At 62.3% G+C, this 25580-nt stretch carries 22 protein-coding genes; 12 read left to right on the top strand and 10 right to left on the bottom strand.

Annotated elements, in window-relative coordinates; translation table 11 throughout:
• Position 1: 1 nt before the first annotated feature.
• On the bottom strand, positions 2–2662 hold the full coding sequence (aceE, locus tag KVH01_RS18770; RefSeq protein ID WP_217882420.1) for a pyruvate dehydrogenase (acetyl-transferring), homodimeric type: 2661 nt from the start codon (positions 2660–2662) through the stop codon (positions 2–4).
• 144 nt (positions 2663–2806) lie between these two features.
• On the opposite strand from aceE, the gene KVH01_RS18765 reads away from it, so the two are divergent.
• The gene (locus tag KVH01_RS18765; protein ID WP_217882419.1) at positions 2807–3277 is read left to right on the top strand and encodes a MarR family winged helix-turn-helix transcriptional regulator; all 471 of its coding nucleotides are present in this window, start codon (positions 2807–2809) and stop codon (positions 3275–3277) included.
• Between the two features lie 433 nt (positions 3278–3710).
• Here KVH01_RS18765 and KVH01_RS18760 read toward each other — a convergent pair whose 3' ends face one another.
• From KVH01_RS18760 to KVH01_RS18750, 3 genes are all read right to left on the bottom strand, one after another.
• On the bottom strand, positions 3711–4715 hold the full coding sequence (locus KVH01_RS18760; protein WP_217882418.1) for a transketolase-like TK C-terminal-containing protein: 1005 nt from the start codon (positions 4713–4715) through the stop codon (positions 3711–3713).
• 328 nt (positions 4716–5043) lie between these two features.
• Entirely contained in the window at positions 5044–6078 is a 1035-nt protein-coding gene (locus KVH01_RS18755) for an AraC family transcriptional regulator (RefSeq protein ID WP_217882417.1), read from the bottom strand.
• 3 nt (positions 6079–6081) lie between these two features.
• Complete coding sequence (locus tag KVH01_RS18750) at positions 6082–7212, bottom strand: carbon-nitrogen hydrolase family protein (RefSeq protein ID WP_043049934.1); 1131 nt, start codon at positions 7210–7212, stop codon at positions 6082–6084.
• Between the two features lie 211 nt (positions 7213–7423).
• On the opposite strand from KVH01_RS18750, the gene KVH01_RS18745 reads away from it, so the two are divergent.
• Positions 7424–9463 (top strand): NADPH-dependent 2,4-dienoyl-CoA reductase, encoded by a 2040-nt coding sequence (locus tag KVH01_RS18745; RefSeq protein ID WP_217882416.1) that lies wholly within the window; start codon positions 7424–7426, stop codon positions 9461–9463.
• A 57-nt stretch (positions 9464–9520) separates the two neighbouring features.
• Positions 9521–10408, top strand: a complete 888-nt coding sequence (locus KVH01_RS18740) for a 1-aminocyclopropane-1-carboxylate deaminase/D-cysteine desulfhydrase (RefSeq protein ID WP_217882415.1) — start codon at positions 9521–9523, stop codon at positions 10406–10408.
• A 107-nt stretch (positions 10409–10515) separates the two neighbouring features.
• Here the strand turns inward: KVH01_RS18740 and KVH01_RS18735 are convergent, their stop codons facing one another.
• The 3 genes from KVH01_RS18735 to KVH01_RS18725 all read right to left on the bottom strand — a co-directional run bounded on the left by KVH01_RS18735 (position 10516) and on the right by KVH01_RS18725 (position 13239).
• Entirely contained in the window at positions 10516–11076 is a 561-nt protein-coding gene (locus KVH01_RS18735) for a cytochrome b (RefSeq protein WP_217882414.1), read from the bottom strand.
• A gap of 114 nt (positions 11077–11190) precedes the next feature.
• Complete coding sequence (gene phnX, locus KVH01_RS18730) at positions 11191–12018, bottom strand: phosphonoacetaldehyde hydrolase (protein ID WP_057013442.1); 828 nt, start codon at positions 12016–12018, stop codon at positions 11191–11193.
• Between the two features lie 96 nt (positions 12019–12114).
• Entirely contained in the window at positions 12115–13239 is a 1125-nt protein-coding gene (locus tag KVH01_RS18725; RefSeq protein WP_217882413.1) for a 2-aminoethylphosphonate--pyruvate transaminase, read from the bottom strand.
• Between the two features lie 112 nt (positions 13240–13351).
• Between KVH01_RS18725 and KVH01_RS18720 the strand changes: the two genes are divergently transcribed.
• Positions 13352–14206: a LysR substrate-binding domain-containing protein gene (locus KVH01_RS18720; RefSeq protein ID WP_217882412.1), complete on the top strand. Its 855-nt coding sequence runs from the start codon at positions 13352–13354 to the stop codon at positions 14204–14206.
• On the opposite strand, the gene KVH01_RS18715 is transcribed toward KVH01_RS18720, so the two are convergent.
• The gene (locus KVH01_RS18715; protein ID WP_217882411.1) at positions 14182–15072 is read right to left on the bottom strand and encodes a LysR substrate-binding domain-containing protein; all 891 of its coding nucleotides are present in this window, start codon (positions 15070–15072) and stop codon (positions 14182–14184) included. The two genes, KVH01_RS18720 and KVH01_RS18715, sit on opposite strands and share 25 nt — an antisense overlap.
• Before the next feature lie 258 nt (positions 15073–15330).
• Here KVH01_RS18715 and KVH01_RS18710 point away from each other — a divergent pair, with 258 nt between their 5' ends.
• Both KVH01_RS18710 and KVH01_RS18705 read left to right on the top strand, forming a co-directional pair.
• Complete coding sequence (locus tag KVH01_RS18710) at positions 15331–16656, top strand: MFS transporter (RefSeq protein WP_217882410.1); 1326 nt, start codon at positions 15331–15333, stop codon at positions 16654–16656.
• Between the two features lie 109 nt (positions 16657–16765).
• Positions 16766–17473 carry a YebC/PmpR family DNA-binding transcriptional regulator gene (locus KVH01_RS18705; RefSeq protein WP_005789254.1) on the top strand — a complete coding sequence of 236 codons (708 nt, stop codon included), beginning with the start codon at positions 16766–16768 and terminating at the stop codon, positions 17471–17473.
• Positions 17474–17600: 127 nt separating this feature from the next.
• Here the strand turns inward: KVH01_RS18705 and KVH01_RS18700 are convergent, their stop codons facing one another.
• Positions 17601–18893 (bottom strand): protein kinase, encoded by a 1293-nt coding sequence (locus KVH01_RS18700; RefSeq protein WP_217882475.1) that lies wholly within the window; start codon positions 18891–18893, stop codon positions 17601–17603.
• A gap of 38 nt (positions 18894–18931) precedes the next feature.
• Positions 18932–20026 carry a cell division protein ZapE gene (gene zapE, locus KVH01_RS18695; protein WP_217882409.1) on the bottom strand — a complete coding sequence of 365 codons (1095 nt, stop codon included), beginning with the start codon at positions 20024–20026 and terminating at the stop codon, positions 18932–18934.
• 215 nt (positions 20027–20241) lie between these two features.
• Here zapE and KVH01_RS18690 point away from each other — a divergent pair, with 215 nt between their 5' ends.
• From KVH01_RS18690 to KVH01_RS18665, 6 genes are read left to right on the top strand one after another with little or no spacing between them, the layout of a single operon-like run.
• Positions 20242–20742, top strand: a complete 501-nt coding sequence (locus tag KVH01_RS18690; protein WP_455430334.1) for a Csu type fimbrial protein — start codon at positions 20242–20244, stop codon at positions 20740–20742.
• Entirely contained in the window at positions 20736–21281 is a 546-nt protein-coding gene (locus tag KVH01_RS18685) for a Csu type fimbrial protein (RefSeq protein WP_217882408.1), read from the top strand. The genes KVH01_RS18690 and KVH01_RS18685 overlap by 7 nt, the downstream gene beginning before the upstream one ends.
• Before the next feature lie 18 nt (positions 21282–21299).
• Complete coding sequence (locus KVH01_RS18680) at positions 21300–21842, top strand: Csu type fimbrial protein (RefSeq protein WP_043049972.1); 543 nt, start codon at positions 21300–21302, stop codon at positions 21840–21842.
• 2 nt (positions 21843–21844) lie between these two features.
• Positions 21845–22333: a Csu type fimbrial protein gene (locus KVH01_RS18675; protein ID WP_217882407.1), complete on the top strand. Its 489-nt coding sequence runs from the start codon at positions 21845–21847 to the stop codon at positions 22331–22333.
• A 26-nt stretch (positions 22334–22359) separates the two neighbouring features.
• Positions 22360–23148 (top strand): fimbrial biogenesis chaperone, encoded by a 789-nt coding sequence (locus KVH01_RS18670; protein WP_217882406.1) that lies wholly within the window; start codon positions 22360–22362, stop codon positions 23146–23148.
• Positions 23149–23188: 40 nt separating this feature from the next.
• The gene (locus tag KVH01_RS18665) at positions 23189–25567 is read left to right on the top strand and encodes a fimbria/pilus outer membrane usher protein (protein WP_217882405.1); all 2379 of its coding nucleotides are present in this window, start codon (positions 23189–23191) and stop codon (positions 25565–25567) included.
• Positions 25568–25580: the final 13 nt, after the last annotated feature.

Genomic DNA, 25580 nt, shown 5'->3' with positions numbered 1-25580 from the left:
CTCAGACGGCTACGGGATCTACCTTGTCGACGTTGATCCCGTAGCGGCTGATGGCCAGGGCGATTTTGTCCCGGCCAATCACACCGTCATCCGCCAACGCTTTCAAGGCCGCCAGAACAATGAAGTGGCGGTCGACCTCGAAAAACTCGCGCAATGCTTCGCGGGTATCCGACTGCCCGAACCCGTCGGTGCCCAGTGCGACGAAACGGCGACCGTGCACGAAGGGGCGAATCTGGTCGGCAAATAACTTCATGTAGTCTGTCGCTACCACCACTGCTCCGGTTCTCCCGGCGAGGCAGGTTTCGACATAGCTCTGGCGCGGCTCGCTTTGCGGATGCAGCAGGTTCCAGCGCTCGGCGGCATGCCCGTCACGGCGCAGCTCGGTCAAGCTGGTGACGCTCCAGACATCGCTGTGCACGGCGAAATCCTTGGCGAGCAGCTCGGCTGCGGCGATCACTTCGCGCAAGATCGAGCCGCTGCCCATCAGTTGCACCTGCGCTTGCGGGTGGGTGCTCAGCGGATACATGCCCTTGAGGATTCCTTCTTCAACGCCTTCGGGCATCGCTGGGTGCGGGTAATTTTCGTTGAGCAGGGTGATGTAGTAATAGATGTCCTCTTGCTCGACATACATGCGCCGCATGCCCTCGCGAATAATTACCGCCAGTTCGTAGGCAAACGTTGGGTCATAGGCCACGCAGCACGGAATCACCGACGCCAGGATATGACTGTGCCCGTCGTCGTGCTGCAAGCCTTCGCCCATCAGCGTGGTGCGCCCGGCCGTGGCACCCAGCAGGAAGCCGCGCGCACGTGCATCACCCGCGGCCCAGGCCAGGTCGCCAACGCGCTGGAAGCCGAACATCGAATAGAAAATGTAGAACGGCACAGTCATCAGGCCATGATTGCTGTAGGACGTACTCGCCGCGATCCACGAAGAAATGGCGCCGGATTCATTCAGCCCTTCCTGCATGATCTGTCCGTCCTTGCTCTCCTTGTAGTAGCTCAATTGCCCTGCGTCCTGTGGGGTGTAGAGCTGTCCGACGGCGGAGTGGATGCCGATCTGGCGGAACAGGCTTTCCATGCCGAAGGTACGCGACTCATCCGGCACGATGGGCACGATCAGCTTGCCCAAGTGCGGGTCCTTGAGCAGGGTGCCGAGGATGCGCACAAAGGCCATGGTGGTGGAGATGGCGCGTTCACCGGTGTCTTTGAGTTGGGTGGCAAACGCGCTCAGTTCGGGGATCTGCAGGGGGGCGACAGCCGTGTGGCGCGCCGGTACATAGCCGCCCAGGGCTTGGCGTCTTGCGGCGAAGTAGCGGGCTTCTTCGCTGTCGGCGGCGGGTTTGAGGTAAGGGATTTCGTCGAGCCGGTCATCGGCGACTTCCAGGCCGAAGCGGTCGCGAAAGGCCTTTACCGCGTCGGCGCCCATCTTCTTGAGCTGATGGTTGATGTTCTGGCCTTCGCCGGCTTCACCCATGCCAAAACCCTTCACAGTCTTGGCCAGGATCACGGTGGGCTGGCCCTTGTGGCGCACGGCGGCGGCGTAGGCGTTGTAGACCTTGTCCGGGTCATGCCCGCCCCGTGAGAGTTTCCAGATATCGTCGTCCGACATGTTCGCAACCAGCGCCAGCAACTCCGGGTATTTGCCAAAGAAGTGTTCACGCACATAAGCGCCATTCTGGGATTTGTAGTTCTGATAGTCGCCGTCCACGCACTCCATCATGCGTTGGCGCAGCAGGCCGCTCTGGTCCTTCTCCAGCAGTGCGTCCCAACCGCCGCCCCAGATCACCTTGATCACATTCCAACCGGCGGCGCGATACAGGCTCTCGAACTCCTGGATTACCTTGGCATTGCCGCGCACAGGGCCGTCCAGGCGTTGCAGGTTGCAGTTGACCACGAAGATCAGGTTGTCGAGTTTTTCGCGGCCTGCCAGGGAGATGGCAGCCAGGGATTCCGGCTGGTCCATTTCGCCATCGCCGAGAAATGCCCAGACCTTGCGGCCCTGGTGTTGCTTGAGGGCGCGAAACTCCAGGTAACGCATGAACCGCGCCTGGTAGGCGGCGGTAATCGGCCCAAGTCCCATGGACACGGTGGGAAATTGCCAGAAATCGGGCATCAGCCGTGGGTGAGGGTAGGACGACAGTCCCTCGCCGCCGGCCTCGCGACGGAAGTTGTCGAGCTGGGCTTCGCTGATGCGGCCTTCCAGGTAGGCGCGGCCGTAGATGCCTGGGGAGGAGTGGCCCTGGATGTACACCAGGTCGCCGTCGAAGGTGTCGGTTCGGCCACGGAAAAAATGATCGAAGCCGACGTCATACAATACCGCCGCCGATGCGTAGGTGGCGATATGCCCACCCACACCTGAGTGTTTGCCTGCGCGCAAGACCATCGCCATGGCGTTCCAGCGGATAAACGCATTGGTGCGACGCTCGATATCCAGGTTGCCGGGGTAGGGCAGTTGGCGTTCGACCGGGATGCTGTTGACGTAGGGGGTGGTGACCCGCCCGTAGAAGTCGCCATGGCGCGCAACGTCGAAATCCAGCAACTGGTCGATCAGGTAATGGGCGCGGGGGCGGCCCTCGGTGGACAGCACCGATTCGATGGACTCCAGCCATTCGCGGGTTTCCTGTGGATCATCGTCGAGTCTTGCTGTGTTATTCGAGGTCATGTGAGGCTCCAGGGTAGGCGGATTCAAGCGGCAAGCTCCTTGTGGGAGTGACGCAAATGTAGTTGCAATTGCAACTACATGGCGGAATCTAGCGCGGGATGAGCTACTATTGCAACCTTCTTGAAATCCCCCGGATGGTGTTGCATGTCGTCGAAAGAGCCGGATGTCTGGTTCCGTTTTGTCAGGGCCCACAGGACGGTCATCCGTGAGATCGAGCGGCGGCTGGCCGCGGCGGACCTGCCGGCGTATGCCTGGTACGACGCCTTGTGGGGCCTGGAGAGCGGGCCCGACGGCACCCGGCGCATGCACGAGTTGGCCGATGTGCTGGCCATCGAGCGTTACAACCTCACGCGCCTGGTGGACCGCCTGGAAAAGGACGGCCTGGTGGTGCGCTCGCGTTCCGACGGCGACGGTCGTGCGGCGTTTGCCTCGATCACGGACGCCGGCCGGGTGCTGCGCAAAAAAATGTGGAAGATCTACGAAAGCACCGTGGACGAGTTGTTCCTGTCGCAGATCGAACCTGGGCAACGCCAGGCGTTTGCCGATGCCCTGGAGCGCACTGCGGGGCTTGCGATGGAGGCGGGTGTGCCGACCCGCAGCCGCGGCAAGCGCTGAGCAACAATCAAAAGCCAATGCATGCCCGCTCTTATCAAACTACAAGTAAGCTACTGATTTTAAAGAGTTAAAATTTAGTCCTAACGCCGGATATTTTGGCGGCGGTCCAGGTTGCTGCGCGATGGCGCCACGTCGACGATGTGACCGGGTTGTTGGGTTGTTGGGGCGAGTACATATCCGTTGCTTAGGTAACGGCCACTATAGGTTCCGCCCTTACGGCGGCTTACTTTTGCCTGGGCCGGCATTCCGGCTGTTCAAAAGTGAGCCGCTGTAAAAGCGGAACCCTAAGTGGCCGTTGCCCAAATAACGGATATGTACCGAGGACGAAAACCAACATCCTGCTCGGCTGTCAGGCCGCCACGGAAGCAAGCTCCCTAGTTTGCTGCGCGACAGCGTCACATCGAAGATGTGGTGGCGGCTCCCACACTCCAGCTCATCCAAGTGGGTAGCGGGCCATTGCCTTCGTCACGTCTAATGCATCGATCCGTCCTTGCTCCGCCAACGCCCTGAGCGCCGATACCACCACCCAATACCGACTCGGCGCCGTCGCCTGCACCGACCCCGCGCCCAACGCTATAAACCGCGTATCTACGTGGGCTCTCAACTGATCGACAATCGCCTGCGGATAGCCGGTCACTGCAATCACCGGCGCTGTATTTCCCGCCAGGCACTCACGCAAATGGCAACTGCGCGTGGGGGCCAGGGGGTGCAAGCGATTCCAGCGCTCGGCCGCCGCCGCCTCACGGGCCAGCCGTGTGTAGCTGGGGCAGCTCCATACCTGCGCCGTGACATTCCAGTCCTGTGCCAGCAACCGAGCGGCGAGCATGACTTCTTCAAGCGCCCGGCCAGCGCCGAGCAGGCACACATCTGCCACTTGGCCACGTTGGATCGGATACATGCCTTTGTGGGCGTCTGCACGGTCTTGGTTATCCAGCGCGGTGCTAACGTCCTGATCATGCAGCGCCAGGTAATAAAAGCCCGGCTGACCGTCGACGTACAGCGTGCGCAGCCCCGCCAGCACAATCGCCCGGGCTTCGTCACCCGAGGCGGGATCGTAGGGTGTGCAGCGTGGATGGGTCGCCAGCCACAACGGCAGCGACGGGTGCGCGCCCTTGGGCCATGGGGAGGGCTGGTTTTCGATGTCATTGCACAAAATGCCACGCTGGGCGATCTGGTCCGACAGTGCACACAGCTGTGCCGACGATGTCGCGCTGTGCAGGTAGAGCAGGGGTTTTTCGCCGTTATTGCGCGCGAACCAGGTGGGCCAGTTGCCCACGCGGCGGCTGCGTGACTGGCCGCGGATCACCCAGGCTTCTCGGCCGGATTCCAAGGTATTGGCGATAGTCATGACCGTATTCAACGGCGAGTTGCCCGGGCTGGCGGCAGTGTCGAGCGCATCGATGCAGCGCTGCGCAGAATACGCGGTGGAAGCAGGCATGGGGCGAAGCTCCTTTCAACGGATGCTCGTACCCTAATGGAAATGTGGTTGCATTTGCAATGATTGCAATTGCATCTGAAAAGCCTCGCGTTTAAATCATCCCGACCCTGGCGCGTTTAACCTTCAAATACCGGAATGTCATTACGTCGACATTTTTTCGTCATGACGGCACTTTAGGCTGGGTTCACAGGTCATTTATCTGCAACCGCTTTCAATTCAACAAGGAGTTCACCATGGACGAATACCAGGAAGAATTGCTGGAGTACCAGGCATTCGAGCTGGATCCACTGGATCCCGCCGACGATGCCACCGAGTTGTAAGACCGACCTCAGGCGCAATGCCGCTGACTGCGGCGAAATTCCCCTGGGGTCTGGTTGTTCCAGCGCCTGAAGGCCCGCTGGAAGGCTTGGGCCGAAGAAAAACCGAGCAAGTAGGCGATTTCGCCGAATGCCAGTTCCGTATCGCGAATATAGGTCATGGCCAGGTCGCGGCGGGTGTCGTTGAGAATGGCGCGAAACTGCGTGCCTTCCTCGGCCAGTTTGCGCCGCAGTGTCCAGGTCGGCAGTTTCAAGCGTGCCGCCACTTCTTCCAGGTCGGGTTCCCGGCCGCCATTGAGCATCGGCCCGAGCAACTGGGTGATGCGCTCGCGCAGGCTACGGGTGCGGGTCAACTGCTCCAACTCTCTCTCACACAACTGCAACAACAGGTGCCAGGTGCTGGGGCAATGCTGTGGGTTGCGCAGGGCCAGGGTCGGTTGGCTGAGGCGCAGTTGATTGGCATCGGCGCCGAAGTGCACCAGGCCGTCTCCCAGCACGCTGTATTGTTCGTGGTAGTCCGGCGCTTGGAATTCGATTTCGATCCGTTGCGCCTGCACCGGCTGCTGCGCCAGGCCAGACAATTGCTGCAGCCAACCGGCGATGATCGAATCGACGACAAAGCGGTTATAGGCGTTGTAGGGACTGATGGAATAGAACCGCAGCCAAGCGCCCTTGGCATCCTCGTGAAAACTCGATTGCCCCCGATAATTGGAGCCGTACAGCGCTTCAAAGCGTGTCAGTGCGCGCGCCGCTTCGCGCACATTGGGCGCCTGGGCGGCGGTGACGCCGGCTAGGCCAGCCTGGCTCAAGCGACTGAGCTGGCCCATACGCAGGCCCAGGCCCGGGTCGCCGGTCAGTTGGATGGCCGCGTGACCCAGGCGCATGTAGCGCGGGATCGATAAGCGTGCGCCGGCCTCGGCCAGGCGTGCCGGATCGAGGCCGTATTGCAGCAGCAGCGGTTGCGGGTCCAGGCCGTGGCTGTGGATGGCGTCGGCCAGGGTGTGCACGAAGCCCACCGACAAATCCCCCAGGCGCACCGGCTTCAAGGGCTACAACCAGATGTTCAGCAGGCGCGCACCGCGGGCGTCGCTGTCGGCGAACACTTGCCCGTTGCTGCTGAGAAAGCTCTGGCCGGCACTGCCCAGGTCCCAGAACTGCCCACGTAAAAATACGCTCATGCCCGCCGTGGCCTGGCTGACGGGTTGCTGGCTGATCAGGGTCAGGCGGCGCCAGGCAGCGCCCTCACTGGTTTCTTCGGGCTTGAGACTGACTTCAGCAGGTGTCGACACGCTCTTGAAACCACGCCATGGGCGGTCCCAGGTGTCGCGCCCGGTGACAAAGGCTGGTACCGCGATCAGTTGCGCACCCTGTTCGTTGAGCTTGCGGTAGTTGTCCGGGTACCAGCTGTCGCTGCCTACCAGAATGCCCAGGCGCCCGGCGGGCGTGTCGACCACGCTGAGGATGTTTTCATCCCCTGGCGCGATAAACCCGCGTTCATCGTAGATCGGGTAGAGCTGGCGCTGCGGCTGGCCCAATGGCAGGCCGTCGGCGGCAAACACCAGGCTGGCGTTGTACAGCGGGCCGTGGCCTACCTGCAGCACCCCCTGGCTGACGGTCGGGTTGGGCAGGGCGATGGAACCGGCCACCAGGGTCACGCCGAACTCCTTGGCCAGGCCGCCGAACAGCACTTGGTAGTCTTGGGCCATGGCCGGGGCTTTCATGCGCAAGTACGCGTCGTCCATGCGGTTGTCACCGGTGGCGCTGATCCAGGCACGCATGAAGGGCAGCGGGTTGCTGATCGACAGCCAGTGCATGGCGTCCTTCAGATGCGCGGCCTGGTACAGCTCGTTTTTTTCGCCACTGAGCATCAGCCAGGTGCCGATATGTTCGGGCAGCACCACGATGGTCTTGGGGTTGATCAGGCCCAGGTCCCGTGCGTTTTGCAGGTAGGCCGAAAGCTTCAGGTGCAGGCGTTCCAGGCTCTGGTAGTCGGCGGGGAACAGCTCGGGCTGGATGCCCAGCAGGTTGCCACGCTCGGCCGGCTGGCCCTCGTTGACGGCGAGGGTGATGCGCAGGTCCGACAGGTAATGCGCCACGGGGCGCTCCTGGGTCCAGACCAGATACGCGGCGAGGGCGGCAACCAAGGCCATGGTGACGGTGAATGCTAAAAGTTTACGCATGGGGCAACAGACAACAGACCGGGTGCAGGGTTCGCGACTAGGGTAGGGCCCATGGCGCGGCTTGCCAAGGGGCGCTGTGCATTTGGATCAATAACTTGTCAGTTTCAGTCATTGAGCCGTGCTCCGCTGCCTCTTAGTCTGTGGGACATAAACCGATGGCACGCCGTTCGAGTGCGCCACGTCCCGTGATGATCCGTTGTGGAGCTGTACCATGACCGCTGCTGCCTACCCGCACCTGCTGGCCCCGTTGGACCTGGGTTTCACCACCCTGCGCAACCGTACCCTGATGGGCTCGATGCACACCGGCCTGGAAGAAAAACCCGGTGGTTTCGAGCGCATGGCGGCCTACTTTGCCGAGCGCGCCCGCGGTGGCGTGGGCCTGATGGTCACCGGCGGCATTGGCCCGAATGATGAAGGCGGTGTGTATGCCGGTGCCGCCAAGCTGACCACTGACGAAGAAGCGCAGAAACACAAGATTGTCACCCAGGCCGTGCACGAGGCGGGTGGCAAGATCTGCATGCAGATCCTCCACGCCGGACGCTACGCCTACAGTCCCAAACAGGTGGCACCCAGCGCGATCCAGGCGCCGATCAACCCGTTCAAGCCCAGGGAACTGGATGAAGAGGGTATCGAGAAGCAGATCCAGGATTTCGTCACCTGCTCGTTGCTGGCCCAGGTCGCCGAATACGACGGCGTGGAAATCATGGGCTCGGAAGGCTACTTCATTAACCAGTTCCTCGCTGCCCACACCAACCACCGCACCGACCGCTGGGGCGGCAGCTTTGAAAACCGCATGCGCCTGGCGGTGGAAATCGTGCGCCGTGTGCGTGAAGCCGTAGGCCCGAATTTCATCATTATCTTCCGCCTGTCGATGCTCGACCTGGTGGAAGGTGGCAGCGTCTGGGAAGAAGTCGTGCAGTTGGCCAAGGCCATCGAGCAGGCCGGCGCGACCATTATCAACACCGGTATCGGCTGGCACGAAGCGCGCATCCCGACGATCGCCACCAAGGTGCCCCGTGGCGCGTTCAGCAAAGTCACGGCCAAATTGCGCGGCGCGGTGCAGATCCCGCTGATCACCACCAATCGCATCAACACCCCGGAGGTCGCCGAGCAGATCCTGGCCGAAGGCGATGCCGACATGGTCTCGATGGCGCGACCGTTTCTCGCCGACCCGGAGTTCGTCAACAAGGCCGCGGCCGGGCGTGCTGATGAAATCAACACCTGCATCGGCTGCAACCAGGCGTGCCTGGACCACACCTTCGGCGGCAAGCTGACCACCTGCCTGGTCAACCCGCGGGCCTGCTATGAAACCGAGCTCAATTATTTACCGGTCAAGCAGATCAAGAAAATCGCGGTCGTCGGTGCTGGCCCTGCGGGCCTGGCCGCTGCCACCGTGGCCGCCGAGCGCGGGCACCAGGTGACCTTGTTCGATTCCGCCAGTGAGATCGGCGGCCAGTTCAATATCGCCAAGCGCGTGCCGGGCAAGGAAGAGTTCTTTGAAACCCTGCGTTACTTCAAGCGCAAATTGCAGATCACCCACGTCGAGCTGTGCCTGAATACTCGCGTGGATGTCGAGCAACTGGTGGCGGGTGGTTATGACGAGGTGATCCTGGCCACCGGCATCGCGCCACGCACCCCGGCGATCCCGGGCGTCGAAAACCCCAAGGTCTTGAGTTACCTGGACGTGATCCTTGAGCGCAAGCCGGTGGGCAAGCGCGTAGCGGTGATTGGCGCCGGCGGCATCGGCTTTGACGTATCGGAATTCCTCGTACACCAGGGCGTGTCCACCAGCCTGGATCGCGAGGCGTTCTGGAAAGAATGGGGCATCGACACCCAGTTGCAAGCGCGTGGCGGTGTGGCCGGGATCAAGCCCGAGCGCCATGCACCGGCCCGTGAAGTGTTCCTGCTGCAACGCAAGGCCTCCAAGGTCGGCGACGGCCTGGGCAAGACCACCGGTTGGATTCACCGTACCGGCTTGAAGAACAAGCAGGTGCAGATGCTCAACAGCGTTGAGTACTTGAAGATCGATGATCAAGGCTTGCACATCCGCATCGGCGCCGAGGGCGAACCGCAGGTGCTGGCGGTGGACAATATCGTCATCTGCGCCGGCCAGGACCCGCTGCGCGAGTTGCACGACGGCCTGGTCGCCGCCGGCCAGAACGTGCACCTGATCGGCGGTGCCGATGTGGCCGCCGAACTGGACGCCAAGCGCGCCATCAACCAGGGCTCGCGCCTGGCGGCCGAGTTGTAAAACGACAACAGGGGCGGTGTTAGACTACCGCCCCTTTTTTCATGCAGATGCCCCCCCATGGGTCCTTTCGACTGGCTGCCCCACGCGCCCCTTGAACCTTTGCAGCTGGACTGGCTGAACGGCGTCGAGTTGGCCGTGCTGCGCCTGGACCGTATCGACCCGCTGATCAGCGGCAACAAGTGGTTCAAGCTCACCGAGCACCTGGCCCAGGCTCGCGATGCCGGAGCGTCAGGGATCATCAGCCTCGGCGGGGCCTACTCCAACCATCTGCACGCATTGGCGGCGGCAGGCAAGCGCTTTGATTTCCCCACGGTCGGCCTGTTGCGCGGTCATCCTCAAGACACACCCACCGTGCTCGATCTCAAGACCTTCGGCATGCAACTGCATTGGCTCGGTTATGGCGGCTATCGCGCACGCCACGAGCCGGGCTTTTGGCTGCCTTGGCGCGAACAATATCCCCACCTCCATCCGGTGCCCGAAGGTGGCGGTGGGCCGGCTGGTGCGCTGGGCTGCGGGGTGCTGGTCGAACAGGCGCGAGTGCAGTTGAGCAACCTCGGTTGGGCGGATTACGACGCTTGGTGGTTGGCGGCGGGTACCGGCACGACATTGGCCGGGTTGGTGTTGGCCGAGGCTGGCGCGCATCCGGTGTATGGCGCCATGGCGGTGCCGGATGACCACGGAGTGGCGCGAAATGTGAGTGCCCTGGTGCAGGGCGGTTATGAACTACTGGAGGCCAGCCGAGGCGGCTTTGCCAAAGTCGATCCGGTATTGCTCGAGTTTATCCAGTGCACTGAACAGGCCTGCGGGTTGCCGCTGGAACCGCTCTACACCGCCAAGGCGCTGCTGGCATTGAAGCAACAGATCGAGGCCGGACGCTTCACCCTCGGCACTCGCCTGATCTTCATCCATACCGGTGGCCTACAAGGCCGCCGAGGCTTCCCGTAGGAGCGAGCTTGCTCGCGAAGAACGTCAACGATGACGCGGGTAGCCTGAATGCACGCGGCGCCTTTGGGTTTTTCGCGAGCAAGCTCGCTCCTACAGGGTATCGGCTATCAGTTGGCGGGCTTGTGCCTGCCCGGCATCATGCGCAAGGCAGTGTTATCGCGCATCACATAATGATGAAAGATCCCCGCCAGTGCATGTAGCCCGATCAACCAGTAACCGACCTGGGCGAACAGCACATGCCAGCCTTCAATCTCCTCGGCCAACGCCTTGTTTTCTGCGATCAGCGGCGGTAACTCCATCCCATAGAACATCACCGAATGCCCCTTGGCACTGACGATCAACCAACCGGCAATCGGCAACCCGATCATCAACGCATACAGCGCCCAATGCATCAGCTTCGCCAGCAGGCTCTGCCATGGCGGCGGTGCCGGCACGATCTTCGGCGCCACCCCCAGGCTGCGTGCAAACAGGCGCAGCCACACCAGCACAAACACGGTCAGGCCGAGCATGAAGTGCATTTCGACGATCAACGTGCGCGCACCGCTGCCTTTGGGGAATTGCCCGCGCAGTTCAATGCAGGCGTAGACCACCGCCAGCAGCACCACCATCAACCAGTGCAGCGCAATCGACATGCTGCTGTAGCGTGAATCGGAATTTTTCCACGGCATTGCTGGGTTCCTCTCTCATCAGGGCATACCTCCATTCTTTGGCGACGGAGTGGTTTAACTGTATGCCCGTTTCAAGCGGTTCGCTCGTTGCAAATGCCGTTGTCTTGATCCTGGTCAGTCGCTCTGCGGCATTTCCCCGCGGGCCAGGCGAGCATTGATCTCGGCGATGACAGTCGGCAGATCGGTGATGGTGTCGATCAGATAATGCGGGCGCGAACTTTCGAACATCGCTTCGATACGCTGGCGCTCGCTGGCCAGTGTGGCGCTGTCCAGGGCACGGAATTGATCGAAGGTCAGGCCCAGGGCATTGCCCGAGCAGGTCAGCGCCACCGTCCACATCCCGGCGCGACGGCCTTCAAGGATGCCTGGCACAGTGTCGTCGACCTTCACGCACGCGGCCACATCATCAATGCCCAGGGCGATCACATTGGCCAGGGCCTGGGCCGGCCACGGGCGACCGTTGGGCACTTCGTCGGTGGCGACCACATGGTCGGCGACATAGCCGTTGGTGGCGGCCAGGGCGACGACCTTGTCCATCACCTGCTTGGGATAGCCGGAGCAGGAGCCGATCTTGATGCCTTGCGCCCGCAGCGCTGCGATGGTGTCGAGGGCGCCGGGGATCAGGGCTGAGTGTTCGGCGATCTTCTCGATCTGCAGCGGCATGAAGCGCTGGTAGATGGCGGTCACATCATCATCGGTCGGCGTGCGGCCGAAGGCCTTGCGGTAGCGCTCGGCAACTTGCGGCTGGTCGCAGAGGGTGCGGATATGGTCCCACTTGCCCATGCCCATCGGGCCACGGGCTTCCTCGATAGAGACTTGCACGTCGAACTCGGCGAACGCCTCGACAAAGATCTGCGTGGGCGCGAAGGAGCCGAAGTCGACCACGGTGCCGGCCCAGTCGAGGATAACGGCCTGGAGGGTGTTGGGGTTTTGATAGTTCATGGTTCAGATCCTGTGGGTAATGAAACTCGTGTAGGCGCGAGCTTGCTCGCGAAAAACGTCCGGGCATCGCGTTGAGTCAGAATGCCCGTGTCATCGTTAACGGTCTTCGCAAGCAAGCTCGCTCCTACACATTTCTTGCAGCACGTCGCCGATTGCCTTGACCGCTGCGCGCATGCCGGCCGCGTCGACATGGCCGATGCAGCCCACGCGAAAGGTTTCCACTTGGGTCAGCTTGCCCGGATAGAGGATGAAGCCCTTGGCCTTGACCCGTTCGTAGAAATTCCTGAACTGGTAGCGCGGGTCTTGTGGTGCGTGGAAGGTGACGATGATCGGCGCCTGGATCGCTGCCGGCAGAAAGCTGCGCAGGCCCAGTGCGGCCATGCCATCCAGCAGGGCCTGGCAGTTGTCCGCGTAGCGTTGATGGCGGGCGGGCAGGCCGCCTTCTTCGGCGTATTGCAGCAAGGCTTCATGCAGGGCGGCGACCACGTGGGTCGGTGGGGTGAAGCGCCATTGGCCGGTCTTGACCATATAAGTGTGCTGGTCGAACAGGTCCATCGCCAGGGAATGACAGTTGCCCTGGGACGCAGCCAGCGCAGCTTTTTCGGCGAAGACAAACCCCATGCCCGGCACGCCTTCAAGGCATTTGCCGGAGGCGGCGATCAACGCTTCGAACGGGACTTCGCGGGCATTGATCGGCAGCGCGCCGAAGGAACTCATGGCATCGATGATCAGGCGCTTGCCGTGGTGTTTGACCACCTGGGCGATCTCCGGCAGCGGGTTGAGAATGCCGGTGCTGGTTTCACAATGGATCAGCGCGACGTGGGTGATGGCGCTGTCGGCGCGCAGCAGGCGATCCACATCGGCAGCAGTGGTGGGCTCGTCTTCAGCGGTTTCAAAGGTGCTGAACGCGCGGCCAAGCACCTCGCAGATCTTCGCCAGGCGTTTTCCATAGGCACCGTTGATCAGCACCAGCACCTTGCCCTCGCGGGGCACCAGGGTGCCGATGGCGGCTTCGACGGCGAAGGTGCCGCTGCCTTGCAACGGCACGCAATGATGGCTGTCGGCACCGTTGAGGATCGAAAGCAGCTGCGTGCAAACGCTGGCGGTGAGCTGGTTGAAGCGGTCATCCCAGGAGCCCCAATCCACCATCATCGCCTGGCGGGTGCGGTTTGATGTGGTCAGGGGACCAGGGGTCAACAGGATCGGCGCGGCAGTGGTCATCTCAAATCCTCGCAAGGTGTCGGGGTTGAAGCTACGGCGCCTAAATTGCAGTTTGGCTTGTTATCAATCAAATTGTTTGTTGTTATGCGAGCTATCAGTGAGGCCGATAACTATGAACCTGTTCCAACTACGTGCATTCGATGCGGTGGCCCGCGAGGGCAGTTTTACCCGGGCAGCCGCTCGACTGTTTATCAGCCAGCCGGCGGTGACCGGGCATATCAAGGCGTTGGAGGAGCACTACCAGATCCCGTTGTTGCGCCGTACCGCCCGGCGCGTGGAGTTGACCGAGGAGGGTGCGCGCCTGGCGGCCATTACCCGGGCGATCTTCGGTTTGGTGGACGAGGCGCAGACCATGCTGGAGGCCAACCGCCAGTTGCTCACCGGGCGCCTGGAAGTGGCCGCCGATGGCCCGCACTTGGTGATGCCGATGATCGCCAGCCTGCGCTCGTGCTACCCGGGCATTACCGTGAACCTGCGCTTGGGCAATGCCCAGGAAGCCCTGGCGGCGCTGCTGTCCGAACATGCGGACGTGGCGGTGCTTACCGAGGTGGAGCCGCGCAATGGCCTGCACTTGCAACCCATGGGTGAGTCGCGGATTTGCGCGTTAGTACCGATTGCACATCCGTGGGCAAACCAGCCCGAAGGCATTCAACTGACGCAATTGCACGAGGTGATCATGGTGCTGCGCGAGCCCAGCTCCATCACCCGGCGCACCTTTGACGACGCCTGCCTGGCGGCGCATGTGCAGCCCAAGGTGCTGCTGGAGTTGGACAGCCGTGAAGCCGTGACTGAAGCGGTCGCGGCAGAGTTGGGCGTGGGTGTGGTGTCGTCGATGGAAGTCAGCCCGGACCCGCGTGTGCAAGCGGTGCCGATCCTGGGCGATGGCCTGCTCAACCGGCATATGCTCGGGTGCATGGAACGGCGCCGCTCGCTGCGCTTGATTCAGGCATTTTTCGAATTGGCGTGAAGACTCTCACGCACGATTTCCAAAAAGCTCGCCACCACCCGACGTGAGCTCTGTTCCTTCAGGCACACCAGGGTTTCCTTCATGCGCTGGGTGCAATCGCGGATCGGCATGGCGTACACCCGTGCGTCGGCGCCGAACTCGGCTGCCGACACCACGCCCACGCCAATACCCACCACCACCGCCTCGCGGGCGGCTTCGCGGCCTTCCACCTGGATCGCCGGGCGAATGCGCAGGCCGGCCTGGCTCATTTCCTGCTCCAGGGTCTGACGGGTGACCGAGCCGATTTCGCGCAATACCAAGGGTGTGTCGTCAAGGTCGGCCAGGCAGATCGACTCGCGTCCGGCCCAAGGGTGGTTGCGTGCGACAAACGCCAGGAGCTGGTCGTCGGGCAGGGGCAGCGACAACAGGCGCGCATCGTCGACATCGCGCCCCAGCAACGCCAGGTCGGCCTGATAGTTATAGAGGCGCAGTAACGATTCATCGGTGTTGCCGGTTTCGATCTTCACGCTGATCCCGGGGTACAGCTGGCAGAAGCGCGCAATCTGCGGCAGTACATGCACCGGGGCATCCACCGCCAGGGTGAGGGTGCCGGTAAGCAGGGCGCGGGAGTCCTGCAGCAATTCCTCGGCTTCGGCCTCGATCACAAACAGGCGTTGAGTAATGCCCAGCAGGCGTTCACCGAGGTCGGTCAGGCGTACCGAGCGCTTGTTGCGGTGAAACAGCAGCACACCGAAGCGCTCTTCGAGTTTGCGTACTTGGTCGGAAATCGCCGGCTGGGTCAGGAACAGGCGCTCGGCGGCCCCGGTAAAACTGCCGTGGACGGCCACTGCGTGGAAGGCCTTGAGCTGGGCATGGGAAACCGACATGGCGCAATCCTCTTACAAGCTGGGCTTATATTTGAAATACGATAAATCGATTTTACCTATTAGTCAGCCATTGCTTTGATGCACCTCAGTCGCCGTAGGTTGAGTCCTACAACCTCGGTGGCCATGGGCGCAGGCCTACCGCACCCATCTGACCAATGTTGCGCCACCAAGGCCCGGCATTGCAGTGCTCAACCATAAAAACAACAGGCGTTTTCTTCCGATTCTGCCGGCACACTCACACCTGAGGTCAGAACCACCATGAATATCCCTATGGGTAGCATCAAGCGTTGGCGCGTGCAGATTTTCGCCATCACCTGGCTGGCGTACGCCGCTTTCTATTTCACCCGCAAAGCATTTTCCGTAGCGAAGCTGGGGATTGGCGACGACCCGGGTTTTCCCCTCGATAAAATGATGATGGCCAACCTGGATGGCCTTTACCTCGCCGCATACGCCGTGGGCCAGTTCACCTGGGGCATGCTCGCCGACCGCTTCGGGCCGCGGGTGGTGGTGCTCGGCGGCTTGCTGGTTTCCGCCGCCGCGGCGCTGGTGATGGGCACGTTCGCCACCTTGCCGATCTTCGTCACCTGCATGTTGATCCAGGGCTTGGCGCAATCCACCGGTTGGTCGGGGTTGTGCAAGAACCTTGGCAGTTTCTTCCCGGCCCAACAGCGGGGGCGGGTGTTGGGGCTGTGGAGTTCTTGCTACGCCTTTGGCGGCTTGGTCGCGTCGCCGTTTGCCGGCTGGTGGGCGTATACGCTGATCGGCAGTTGGCACGCGGCGTTTATCTCCAGCGCCGCAGTGGTGGCGGTGGTGGCCGTGCTGTTCTTTATGTTCCAGCGCAATACCCCGCAGGATGTAGGCTTGCCGGCGGTGGAGCCCGAGCCGGTCTTGAGCGCTGAAGAGGCTGCTGCTGATAAGCGCATCAGCGTGCTCGAACCGCTGCGTGCGATCCTGCGCAATCGCACGGTGTTGACCCTGGGGCTGGCGTACTTCCTGCTCAAGCCGGCGCGCTACGCGATCCTGTTGTGGGGCCCGGTGATCGTCTACGAGCAGATGCCATCGGTGGGCAAGGTTGGCGCGGCCATCGTGCCTACTGCGTTTGAGCTGGCCGGCTTGCTCGGGCCGGTGCTGATCGGCCTGGCCTCCGACAAACTGTTCGGCGCCCGGCGCATGCCCGCCTGCGTGCTGAGCCTGCTGGCGCTGACCGTAGCCTTGGCGTTGTTCATGGGCGCGCTGCACACCGGCAGCGTGGTGCTGGTGATGGCCCTGCTGTTTGTGATGGGCCTGACCCTGTACGGCCCTGATTCGATGATCAGCAGCACGGCGGCCATCGACTTCGGCACCGCCAAGGCCGGCGCCACGGCGGCAGGTTTTGTCAATGGTTGCGGTTCGGTGGGGGCGATCCTTGGCGGTTTGCTGCCGGGCTACTTCGATACGGTCACGGTATTTATCGTCTTTGCCGGCGCGGCGCTGTTTTCGTCGCTGGTGCTGATGCCCTACTGGAACGCCAGGCCTGCGGTACTGGCCCAGGTCGGGGACTTCGTCCCTGATCGCAACGTCACAGGCAAACCCCTGCGCACCTGAGGCACCTGGCCGGTTTTTTGGTGGATTAGAGTGTTTTTGCGCTATAAACTCTGCCCCCAAAGCGCCGGCCAGTAGACGTTTCGGCGCCATGGATAGTAGAGAGTGAGTCATGGGCGCACAGTGGAAAGTCAAACATAAAGAAGCGGCAGCCAATGCCAAGGGCAAGATCTTCGGCAAGCTGGTGAAAGAAATCACCATCGCCGCCCGTAACGGTGCCGATACCGCGACCAACGCGCACCTGCGCCTGGTGGTGGAGCAAGCCAAGAAAGCCTCGATGCCCAAGGAAACCCTGGACCGCGCAATCAAGAAGGGCGCCGGTCTGCTCGGTGAAACCGTGCAATACCACCGCGTGACCTACGAAGGGTTTGCCCCGCACCAGGTGCCATTGATCGTCGAGTGCGTGACCGACAACATCAATCGCACCGTGGCGGAAATCCGCGTGGCATTCCGCAAGGGCCAACTGGGCGCTTCTGGCTCGGTGGCCTGGGACTTCAACCATGTCGGTCTGATCGAAGCCTCGCCGGATACCCCGGACGCGGATCCGGAAATGGCCGCCATTGAAGCCGGCGCCCAGGATTTTGAAGACGGTGAAGAAGAGGGCACCACCCTGTTCATCACCGAAACCACCGACCTGGATGCCGTGCAAAAGGCCTTGCCGGAGCAGGGTTTTACCGTGCTGTCGGCCAAATTGGGCTACCTCTCGAAGAACCCGGTCAGTGGCTTGACGGATGAGCAGATGGCCGAAGTCGAGGCGTTCCTGGAAGGCCTGGACAACCATGATGATGTGCAGGATATGTTTGTCGGCCTGGCTGGCTAGTCACTGGACAAATACGGTCAAAAATGTGGGAGGGGGCTTGCTCCCGATTGCAGTGGTTCAGACACAGATACTGTGGCTGATACACCGCTATCGGGAGCAAGCCCCCTCCCACATTGTTTCAGCGGTGTTAGATAGAGCTCAGTACGCCTTCAATTTCATCAAAGCTTGGCCGCGCCAACACATCGGGCTGGCAGCAGCTTTTTTGCAGTTCAATCAGGTCTTCACTTACTGCCCCTGCAGCCCGCTCCAACAATTCCCCCAGCAACACCCCGAATGCGCGCACTTCAATACGCTGCAACGCCCTGGATTCCAAGGTGTCGACCGTGGCATGGAATGACGCCGCGCCGAAGTCTGCGAGCAAACAATCACCCGTCGCATTCCACAGAATGTTGTGGCCATACAGGTCACCATGGGTAATCCCCTGACGGTGCAAGTGCGCCGCCGCCGAAGCGATCCCTTGTGCCATGCGCAGCGCCACGTCGAGGCTGAAACGCGTTTCGGGTTCGTAGATGTCCCGGGTGCAGGACGCCAGGCTAGGCAGGGCCGCGAGGTTGCGGTAGCTCGGGTCGATCAGGCTCATGACCAATGCCGCCTGATCCTGCGGGTGCCGGATGACACGGCCTTGCACCTTGATCAGGTTGGTATGCAGCCCGGCGGCAATGCAGGCTTGCATTTCATGCTGCGGTGACCCGTCGCTGGTGATGGTGCCCTTGTATAGCTTGACCGCGACCGGTAGCGCCTGGGGTTTCCAGATTGCTTTGTGAATGATCCCGGAAGCGCCTTCGCCCAATACTTCTCCCAGTTCCAGTTCAGACCAGGGAATGTTCGGCGTCCCATCATCGCCCGTCACGGTCACGGCCATTTCCACCGGGTTGCCGGCGTAGGCCAGCCAGGTCAGGCTCGGCAGCGTCAGCAGCCAATCCGGCAGGTGTGTAAGGCGATTGGAGGCGATGCGGATCAGCTCCAGGTTTTTGCATTGGGCCAGGCTATGCGGCAGGTGCGTCAGTTGGTTACCGGCCAGCATCAACTTTTGCAGCAACGGGCGCTGCCCCAGTTCATCGGGCAATTGGCTGATGCTGTTATCGGTGAGGATCAGCCAGCGCAACTGGGGTGGCAGTGCGGCGGCGGGCACGTGGCTGATTCGATTGGCCTTGAAGCCGATCATGCTCAGCTTCGCGCACTGACCCAGGCACTGTGGTAACTCGGTAAAGGCGTTGTCCGAGCAGAACAGCACCCGCAAGTGCCTCAGGCGATGCAGGTCGTCGGGCAGGCTGCTCAGGGCATTGCCCGTGAGGTTGAGGATTTCCAGGGAGTCGGCCAGTTGGAAGATTTCCCGGGGGAACTCGGTCAGCCCGCAGGCGAGGTCCAGGCGCGTGGCGCCGGCCAATTGGCCGGCCTTGAGTTGGGCGAGGGTAGTCATGAACAGCGCGGCACTCGGATGGGGGGCGTAAAAGGCGCTCATGATACCGGGTCGGGGGCGGTTTGCGCGCAGGGTGTTTGCAACTGGCGCAGGCGGCTGGCAGTGCGGGCGAGGTCGATGGCCTGACCTTCCAGGCATTTATCCAGGGGCTGGTGGCCGATGAGCGTCAGGCGTTTGTCCTGGTCATAGAGCACGTCCACCAGGTTGATAAAACGCTGCTGCACGGCAATTGGGCATTCGGCCAAATGCGGCAGGCCGTCGATGATCCAGTGGTCGAAATCCTTGCACAGCAGCAGGTAATCCATGACCGCCGTGAGCTGTTCGCACAGGTCGTTGAAGGTGAACACGATGGTTCGCCCCTGGTGGCCGCGGCACAGTAGCTGTCGAGTGCCAACATCCAGGGGTTGCGCCAGGCAATCCGGGGCCGGCAGCCCGAGGCTTTCACGCTGGGTCGGCGTACCGGGCCACACATATTGGCCGCTGGTAAAGCGCTGTTGTGCGTGGGCCTGGGGCAGGCTGCGAAAGTCCTGGGGCGAGCTGACTTCCAGCACGTCCATGCGCGCAGCCATCAGGTCGATCACCGGCTTGAATCGTTCGTGGTACAGCGGGTTGGGCAGCAACCCTTCGGGCGGATAGTTGGAGGTTACCAGCACCAGCATGCCGCGTTGGAAAAGCGCTTTGAACAAACGGCTGATGAGCATCGCATCGCCGATATCGTGGACGTGAAACTCGTCGAAGCACAGCACACGGCAGCCGGCCAGCAGCTGATCGAGGGTGATGGCCAGGGCGTCGTCACGCCCGCGGTGCAGGAACATGCCTTGGTGCAGTCGGGCGAAAAAGTCGTGGAAGTGCACACGTTGCTTTTCGGCAATGGGCAGGGCCTGGAAGAACCCGTCCAGCAGCCAGCTTTTGCCGCGCCCCACCGGGCCGTGCAGGTACAGGCTACGGGCGGCTTTGCCGTTGAGCAGGCGTTGGGTCTCGCGATTCAGGGCGGTAATCGCCCGGATTTGCCCGTCACTGAGGGTATAGCCCTGTTGCTCGGCCTTTTTTTGGAAGTATGCCGGGATAGGCGAGGCGTCCGAGAGACTGGGTTGTTTCGCGAACAGGCGGTGGAGCAGGGAAAGCACGGGCAATGGAGTATCACTCTGTGTTGCGGCGGTCGTTCACTCTAGGACGCCTGCCTCGATTTGACCAATAGGGAAGAAGGCCAGCAGCTATCTCAAAAAAGCATGCCACTCCAAGAAGCCATCCAAACTGGCAGTTTCTTTTTCGATGGCTAACCTCATACAAAGTTGTCACCCCTGTATAAGGAATTGGGGCTGTGAAGGGATCGGCGGTATTGGCTGTCATGGGCGCGATGCTCTGCAACCCGGCTGACGCTGCGCAACTCCAGGTGGAGGTGCGTATCGACGTGCAGCGCGGCTGCCAGTTGGTGGGCACCACCCGTAATGCGGGCATCGAGCAACTGGGCGTATTGAATTTCGGCAGCGGCCCGCGCCTGGATGATCTGGCCGGCCCCCTGAGTGCGGCCCTGATCAGCCAGCGCCAGCCGCGCCTGGAATGCAACCCTGACACGCCTTATCAGATGCGCGTTGATGGCGGGCTGCATGGCGGCGTAGGCGAGGTGCGCTACCTCGCCAATGCGGCCGCCTCAAGCAAACCCATCCCCTATCGAATCTATGCTGACGCTGCGCGGTTGATCCCTTTGCCGGTGGACGTGCCGATCAGTGGCCGCGTACCGGACTCCGGCTCGGTCGACTTACCGTTGTATGGCCGCATCGAACCGCTCAAAGATATCCCCACCGTCGGCCGTTACTCCGACCTGCTCAAGGTTACGGTCACATGGTAAGCCGCTGCCTGGCCGTTGCGGCCTTGGGCGCCTTGCTGTTGCCGGCCGATGATGCACTGGCGGGCGCGGTCAACGGGCAGATCCACGCACGCCTGGTAATCACCGCCAGTTGCGAGGTCAGCAAAGGCGTGGAGCGTGCGCCGGTAACCCCCGAAGGTGGTACCGCATTGCTCGATTTCGGCAGTCAGGGGCCGACCTGGAACGACACCTTGGGCGCAACCATTGCCGATGGCGACAAGGCGCCGCTGTCGGTGTCCTGCAACCCTTCGGTGGTCAGCAGCTTCACTGTGACCATCGACGGCGGTGCCCACGGCGACGGCACCACGCGCCGCCTGAGCAACGGTCGCCAGACCATCCCCTATCGCCTTTCGGCCGATGCCTTGGGCCAGAGCGCCTATCGCATCGGCCAGCAACGCAACTTCGTCGTGACCCAGGGCACCCAAGTACCCATCCCGGTATTCGGCTCCGTGGTGGCGAATACCAGGGCCTTACCGGCCGGCATCTACACAGACACCCTGACGGTGACTCTGGATTGGTAAACCATGAGGATGAATATCATGCATGTACTTGTATCGCGAATAGGCGTCTGTGCCCTGGGCCTGGCGATGGCTTCCAGCCTGAATGCGGCGACCACGGTGACCGGGCAGATCACCTCCAGCCTGACCTTGATCGCCAGTTGCCAGGTCAACGGCTCCGGGGCGGCCACCGGGCTGAACTTCGGTAGCCTGAACTTCGGCACCACCAACAGCCTGTTTACCAATGCCGATGCGCAATTACTCGGCGGCACCGGCACCGGCGGGGCGTTGTCGATCCTGTGTTCGGCCGGCACCACGCCGGCGGTGAAAGTGCGCGCCGGTGCCCATGACGGTGCCTCGCCGGGTGGCACCCGTGCGTTGGCCGATGGCGCGGGCAACTTTGTACCGTACGACTTCTACACCGACAGCGGTTTCTCTTCGCTGCTGGCCATCGATGGCGTGATCACACTTGCCGCGAGTACCGGCGTGGCGCAAACCGTGGGCCTGTATGGGCGGGCGGTGGGTAAGGCGGGGCTGCCGGCGGGCACCTACACCGACACCGTGGCCGTGGAGCTGACGTTCTAACAATGTGGCTCAGAGCGTGGTTGGCCTGTGGGCTGGCGTTGCCGCTGCCGTTGGCGGCGGTGACCAGCCAGAGCTTCCAGGTCAGCGCGACCATTACCCCAGGCTGCCTGATCGTGGGCGGCGGCTCCAACTACGGCGCGTTGGCCTACGGCAGCTATTCGGCCCTGGCCACTGGCACGGTTACTGCGGCCATCACCGGCGGGGTGACCTTGCAATGCACGCCCGGAGTGGCACTGAGCATGAGTGTGAATGGCGGCCTGCACAGCAGCACCGGGCGCAATTTGCAGCTCAACACGGGCAGCGCGCGAGTGGCTTATCAGTTGTTTCGGGATGCGGCATTCAGCCAAAGCCTGGGCATCAGCCAGAGCGTCAGTGTGAGCTACAGCGATGCAAACACCATCAGCCTGCCGATTTACGGGCGGGTGGTATTGCCGGGCAATCAGCCCGGGGGGACGTACAGCGACACGTTGCAGGTGCAGCTGTCGTGGTAAGGCTAACGGTATTGAGGAGTGCAGATATGCGTTCAACGTCCCGGCGGTGGTGGGCCGCGGGTATTGCCTTGGGGCTCTGGTGCAGCGCGGGGCTGGTGCAGGCAGCCAGTTCGGTGCTGATCTGGCCCATCGACCCGGTGTTGGAGGCCGATCAACAGGCCAGTGCGTTGTGGCTGGAAAACCGTGGCACCGAGACCGCCAACCTGCAGATTCGCGTATTTGCCTGGAGCCAGAACGGCTTCGACGAGCAGTACCAGAACCAGCGCGATGTGATCGGCAGCCCGCCGGTGGCCAGGATAGAACCTGGCCAGAAGCAACTGGTGCGCCTGACCCGCACCCGTGAAGTGCCGCCGGGGCAGGAGTTGGCCTACCGCATCATCATCGATGAAATCCCCTCGGCGCTGCAGGTGCCCGCACCGCCGGAGGGCAAGAACACCGCGGCGGCGATCCGCTTCCAGATGCGTTATTCGGTGCCGTTGTTTGCCTACGGCGCTGGCCTTTGGAGCAAGGACGACGCCACCCGCCAACGTGACCCCAAGGGCGCGGGCAAACCGGACCTGAGTTGGCATAAGGTCAACGTGGGTGGGCGCAGTTACATCGAGGTGCGCAATCAGGGCGCCGTGCATGCGCGGCTCACCGATGCCTCGTTCAAACAGGGCGGGCAGGCCCGACCGCTGGTGGAAGGGTTGCTCGGTTATGTATTACCGGGTGCAAGCATGCGTTGGCCAGTGCCGGATACGGTGTTGGCGGACCAGCCGTTGCAAGTGCGGGTCAACGGCGCGTCGCAATTGGAGAGCCTGGCGCCGAAGCGGTGATGGTTGTAGCGGGACGGGCTTAAGCCCCGGGTTTGACAGGATGGAGATGTCCATGGAAGGACCTAACACCAGCGAGAGTCGTGGCTGGGCTCGGGGTTTATGGCCGTCGGTGGCATTGGCAAGCGGACTGTGGGGCGCCGCAGTGGCGGGGGAATTGCCGCCGCCGCCGAGCAGCATGGAGGCAGTCGCGGATGCGCAGCTGTTCCTGGAATTGGTGGTCAACCAGATGGACACCGGCCGGGTCATCGCGGTCGACCAGCGTGCTGGCCAGCTGTTTGTGCCCGCCAGCGCCCTGCAGGACGTGGGCATGAAGCTGCCCGGTGAGCCCGTCGGCAGCGTGGCCCTCGACCAGGTGCCCGGCCTCCACAGCGACTATGACAGCCATGGCCAGCGCCTGCTGCTGGATGTGCCGCCGTCATGGTTGCAGGAACAGTTTATCGGTCACCGCAATACGTACCCGCGCACCCAGGCCATGAGCAGCTTCGGCGCCTTGCTCAACTATGACGTGTATTTCAACGACACCGACGACGGTGGTAGTTACCTGGCCGCCTGGAACGAGGTGCGGCTGTTCGACAATTGGGGCACCTTGTCCAACACCGGGCAACTGCGTCAGACCCTGGCCGATGGCATCATCGACAGCCCCCTCAATAACGGCTACCGGCGCTACGACACTACTTGGCGGTTTTCCGATGATGAGCGCCTGCTCACTTACGAGGCCGGCGACGTGATCAGCGGCTCGCTGCCCTGGAGCAGCTCGGTGCGCCTGGGCGGGGTGCAACTGTCTCGGGACTTCTCTGTACGCCCGGACCTGGTCACTTACCCCTTGCCGCAGTTTGCCGGTGAGGCGGCGGTGCCCTCGTCGGTGGACCTGTTTATCAACGGCTACAAATCCGACAGCGCGCAGCTGCAACCTGGCCCTTACACCTTGACCAACATCCCATTCATCAACGGTGCTGGTGAGGCCGTGGTGGTCACCACCGATGCGCTGGGTCGCCAGGTCTCGACCACAGTGCCGTTCTATGTGACCAGCACCTTGCTGCAACAAGGCTTGACGGATTTTTCGGTGGCCGCCGGCACCTTGCGCCGCGACTACACCCTGCGGGATTTCGGCTACGGGCCGGGCGTGACCAGCGGCACCTTTCGCTATGGCTATTCGGACAACCTGACCCTGGAAAGCCACGCCGAAGCGTCCAGTGACCTGACCCTCGGCGGGCTCGGCGGCAACCTGCGCCTGGGTAACTTCGGCGTGCTCAATACCGCCGTCAGCCAGAGCCAGTTCGACGGCCGCAGCGGCCGGCAACTGAGCCTCGGCTACCAGTACAACAGCACGCGCTACAGCCTGATGTACCAACGGGTGGAACGGCGCGACGAGTATGCCGACCTGACCCTGGTCGACACCCCTTATGCCAGCCTCAGCAAGCGCAGCGAGCAGGCGACCCTGAGCCTCAACCTTGAGCGTTTCGGCAGCCTGGGCCTGGGCTATTTCGACGTGCAGGCGGCGGACGATTCGCGCACGCGCCTGCTCAACCTGAGCTGGAGCAAACCGCTGTGGCGTAACACCAGCTTCTACCTGTCGGCCAACCGTGAGATCGGTGACAGCAACTGGGCCATGCAAGCGCAACTGGTCATCCCGTTCGACCTCAACGGCAGCCTGGCCTTGAGTACCGAGCGCAGCAAGGACGGTGCCAGTCGCCAGCGCATCAACTACAGCCGCTCGGTGCCCAGCGAAGGCGGCGTCGGCTACAACCTCGGCTATGCCCAGGGCGATAGTCCGACCTATCGGCAAGCCGACCTGACCTGGCGCTTGCAGTCGGTGCAGTTGCAGGCCGGGGTGTACGGCAGCAGCGATGCCCAGACGCGTTGGGCGGATGCCAGCGGCTCACTGGTGTGGATGGGCGGCCAGACCTTTGCCGCCAACCGCATCAATGACGCGTTTGTGGTGGTCAGTACCCAAGGGTTTGCCGGGATTCCGGTGCGCTACGAAAACCAGTTGGTGGGCCAGACCGACCGCAATGGCCACTTGCTGGTGCCGTGGAGCAGTGCCTATTACCGCGGCAAATATGAGATCGACCCGCTGAACCTGCCGGCGAATGTGCAGAGCCCCAATGTTGAACAGCGCGTCTCGGTACGCCGGGGCAGCGGCTATCTGCTGGAGTTCCCGCTGCGCCGGGTGCTCGCCGCCAGTATCACGCTGGTGGACCGCCAGCATCAGGAGTTGCCGCTGGGCAGCCTGGTGGTGCATGAGCAAAGCAACACCCAGGCGGTGGTGGGTTGGGATGGCCTGGTCTATCTGGAAAACCTCAGTGGCCACAACACCCTGCAGGTTACCCTCGGTGAAGGTCGGACCTGCCAGGTGAGATTCGATATCGATGTGCAACAACAGGACGTGCCCCTGATCGGGCCGTTAGTGTGCCAATGAGCAACTGAGCAAG

It is taken from the genome of Pseudomonas khavaziana (assembly GCF_019145205.1).
Taxonomy (GTDB): Bacteria; Pseudomonadota; Gammaproteobacteria; order Pseudomonadales; family Pseudomonadaceae; genus Aquipseudomonas; species Aquipseudomonas khavaziana.
This window is presented reverse-complemented; position numbering and strand designations above follow the sequence as displayed.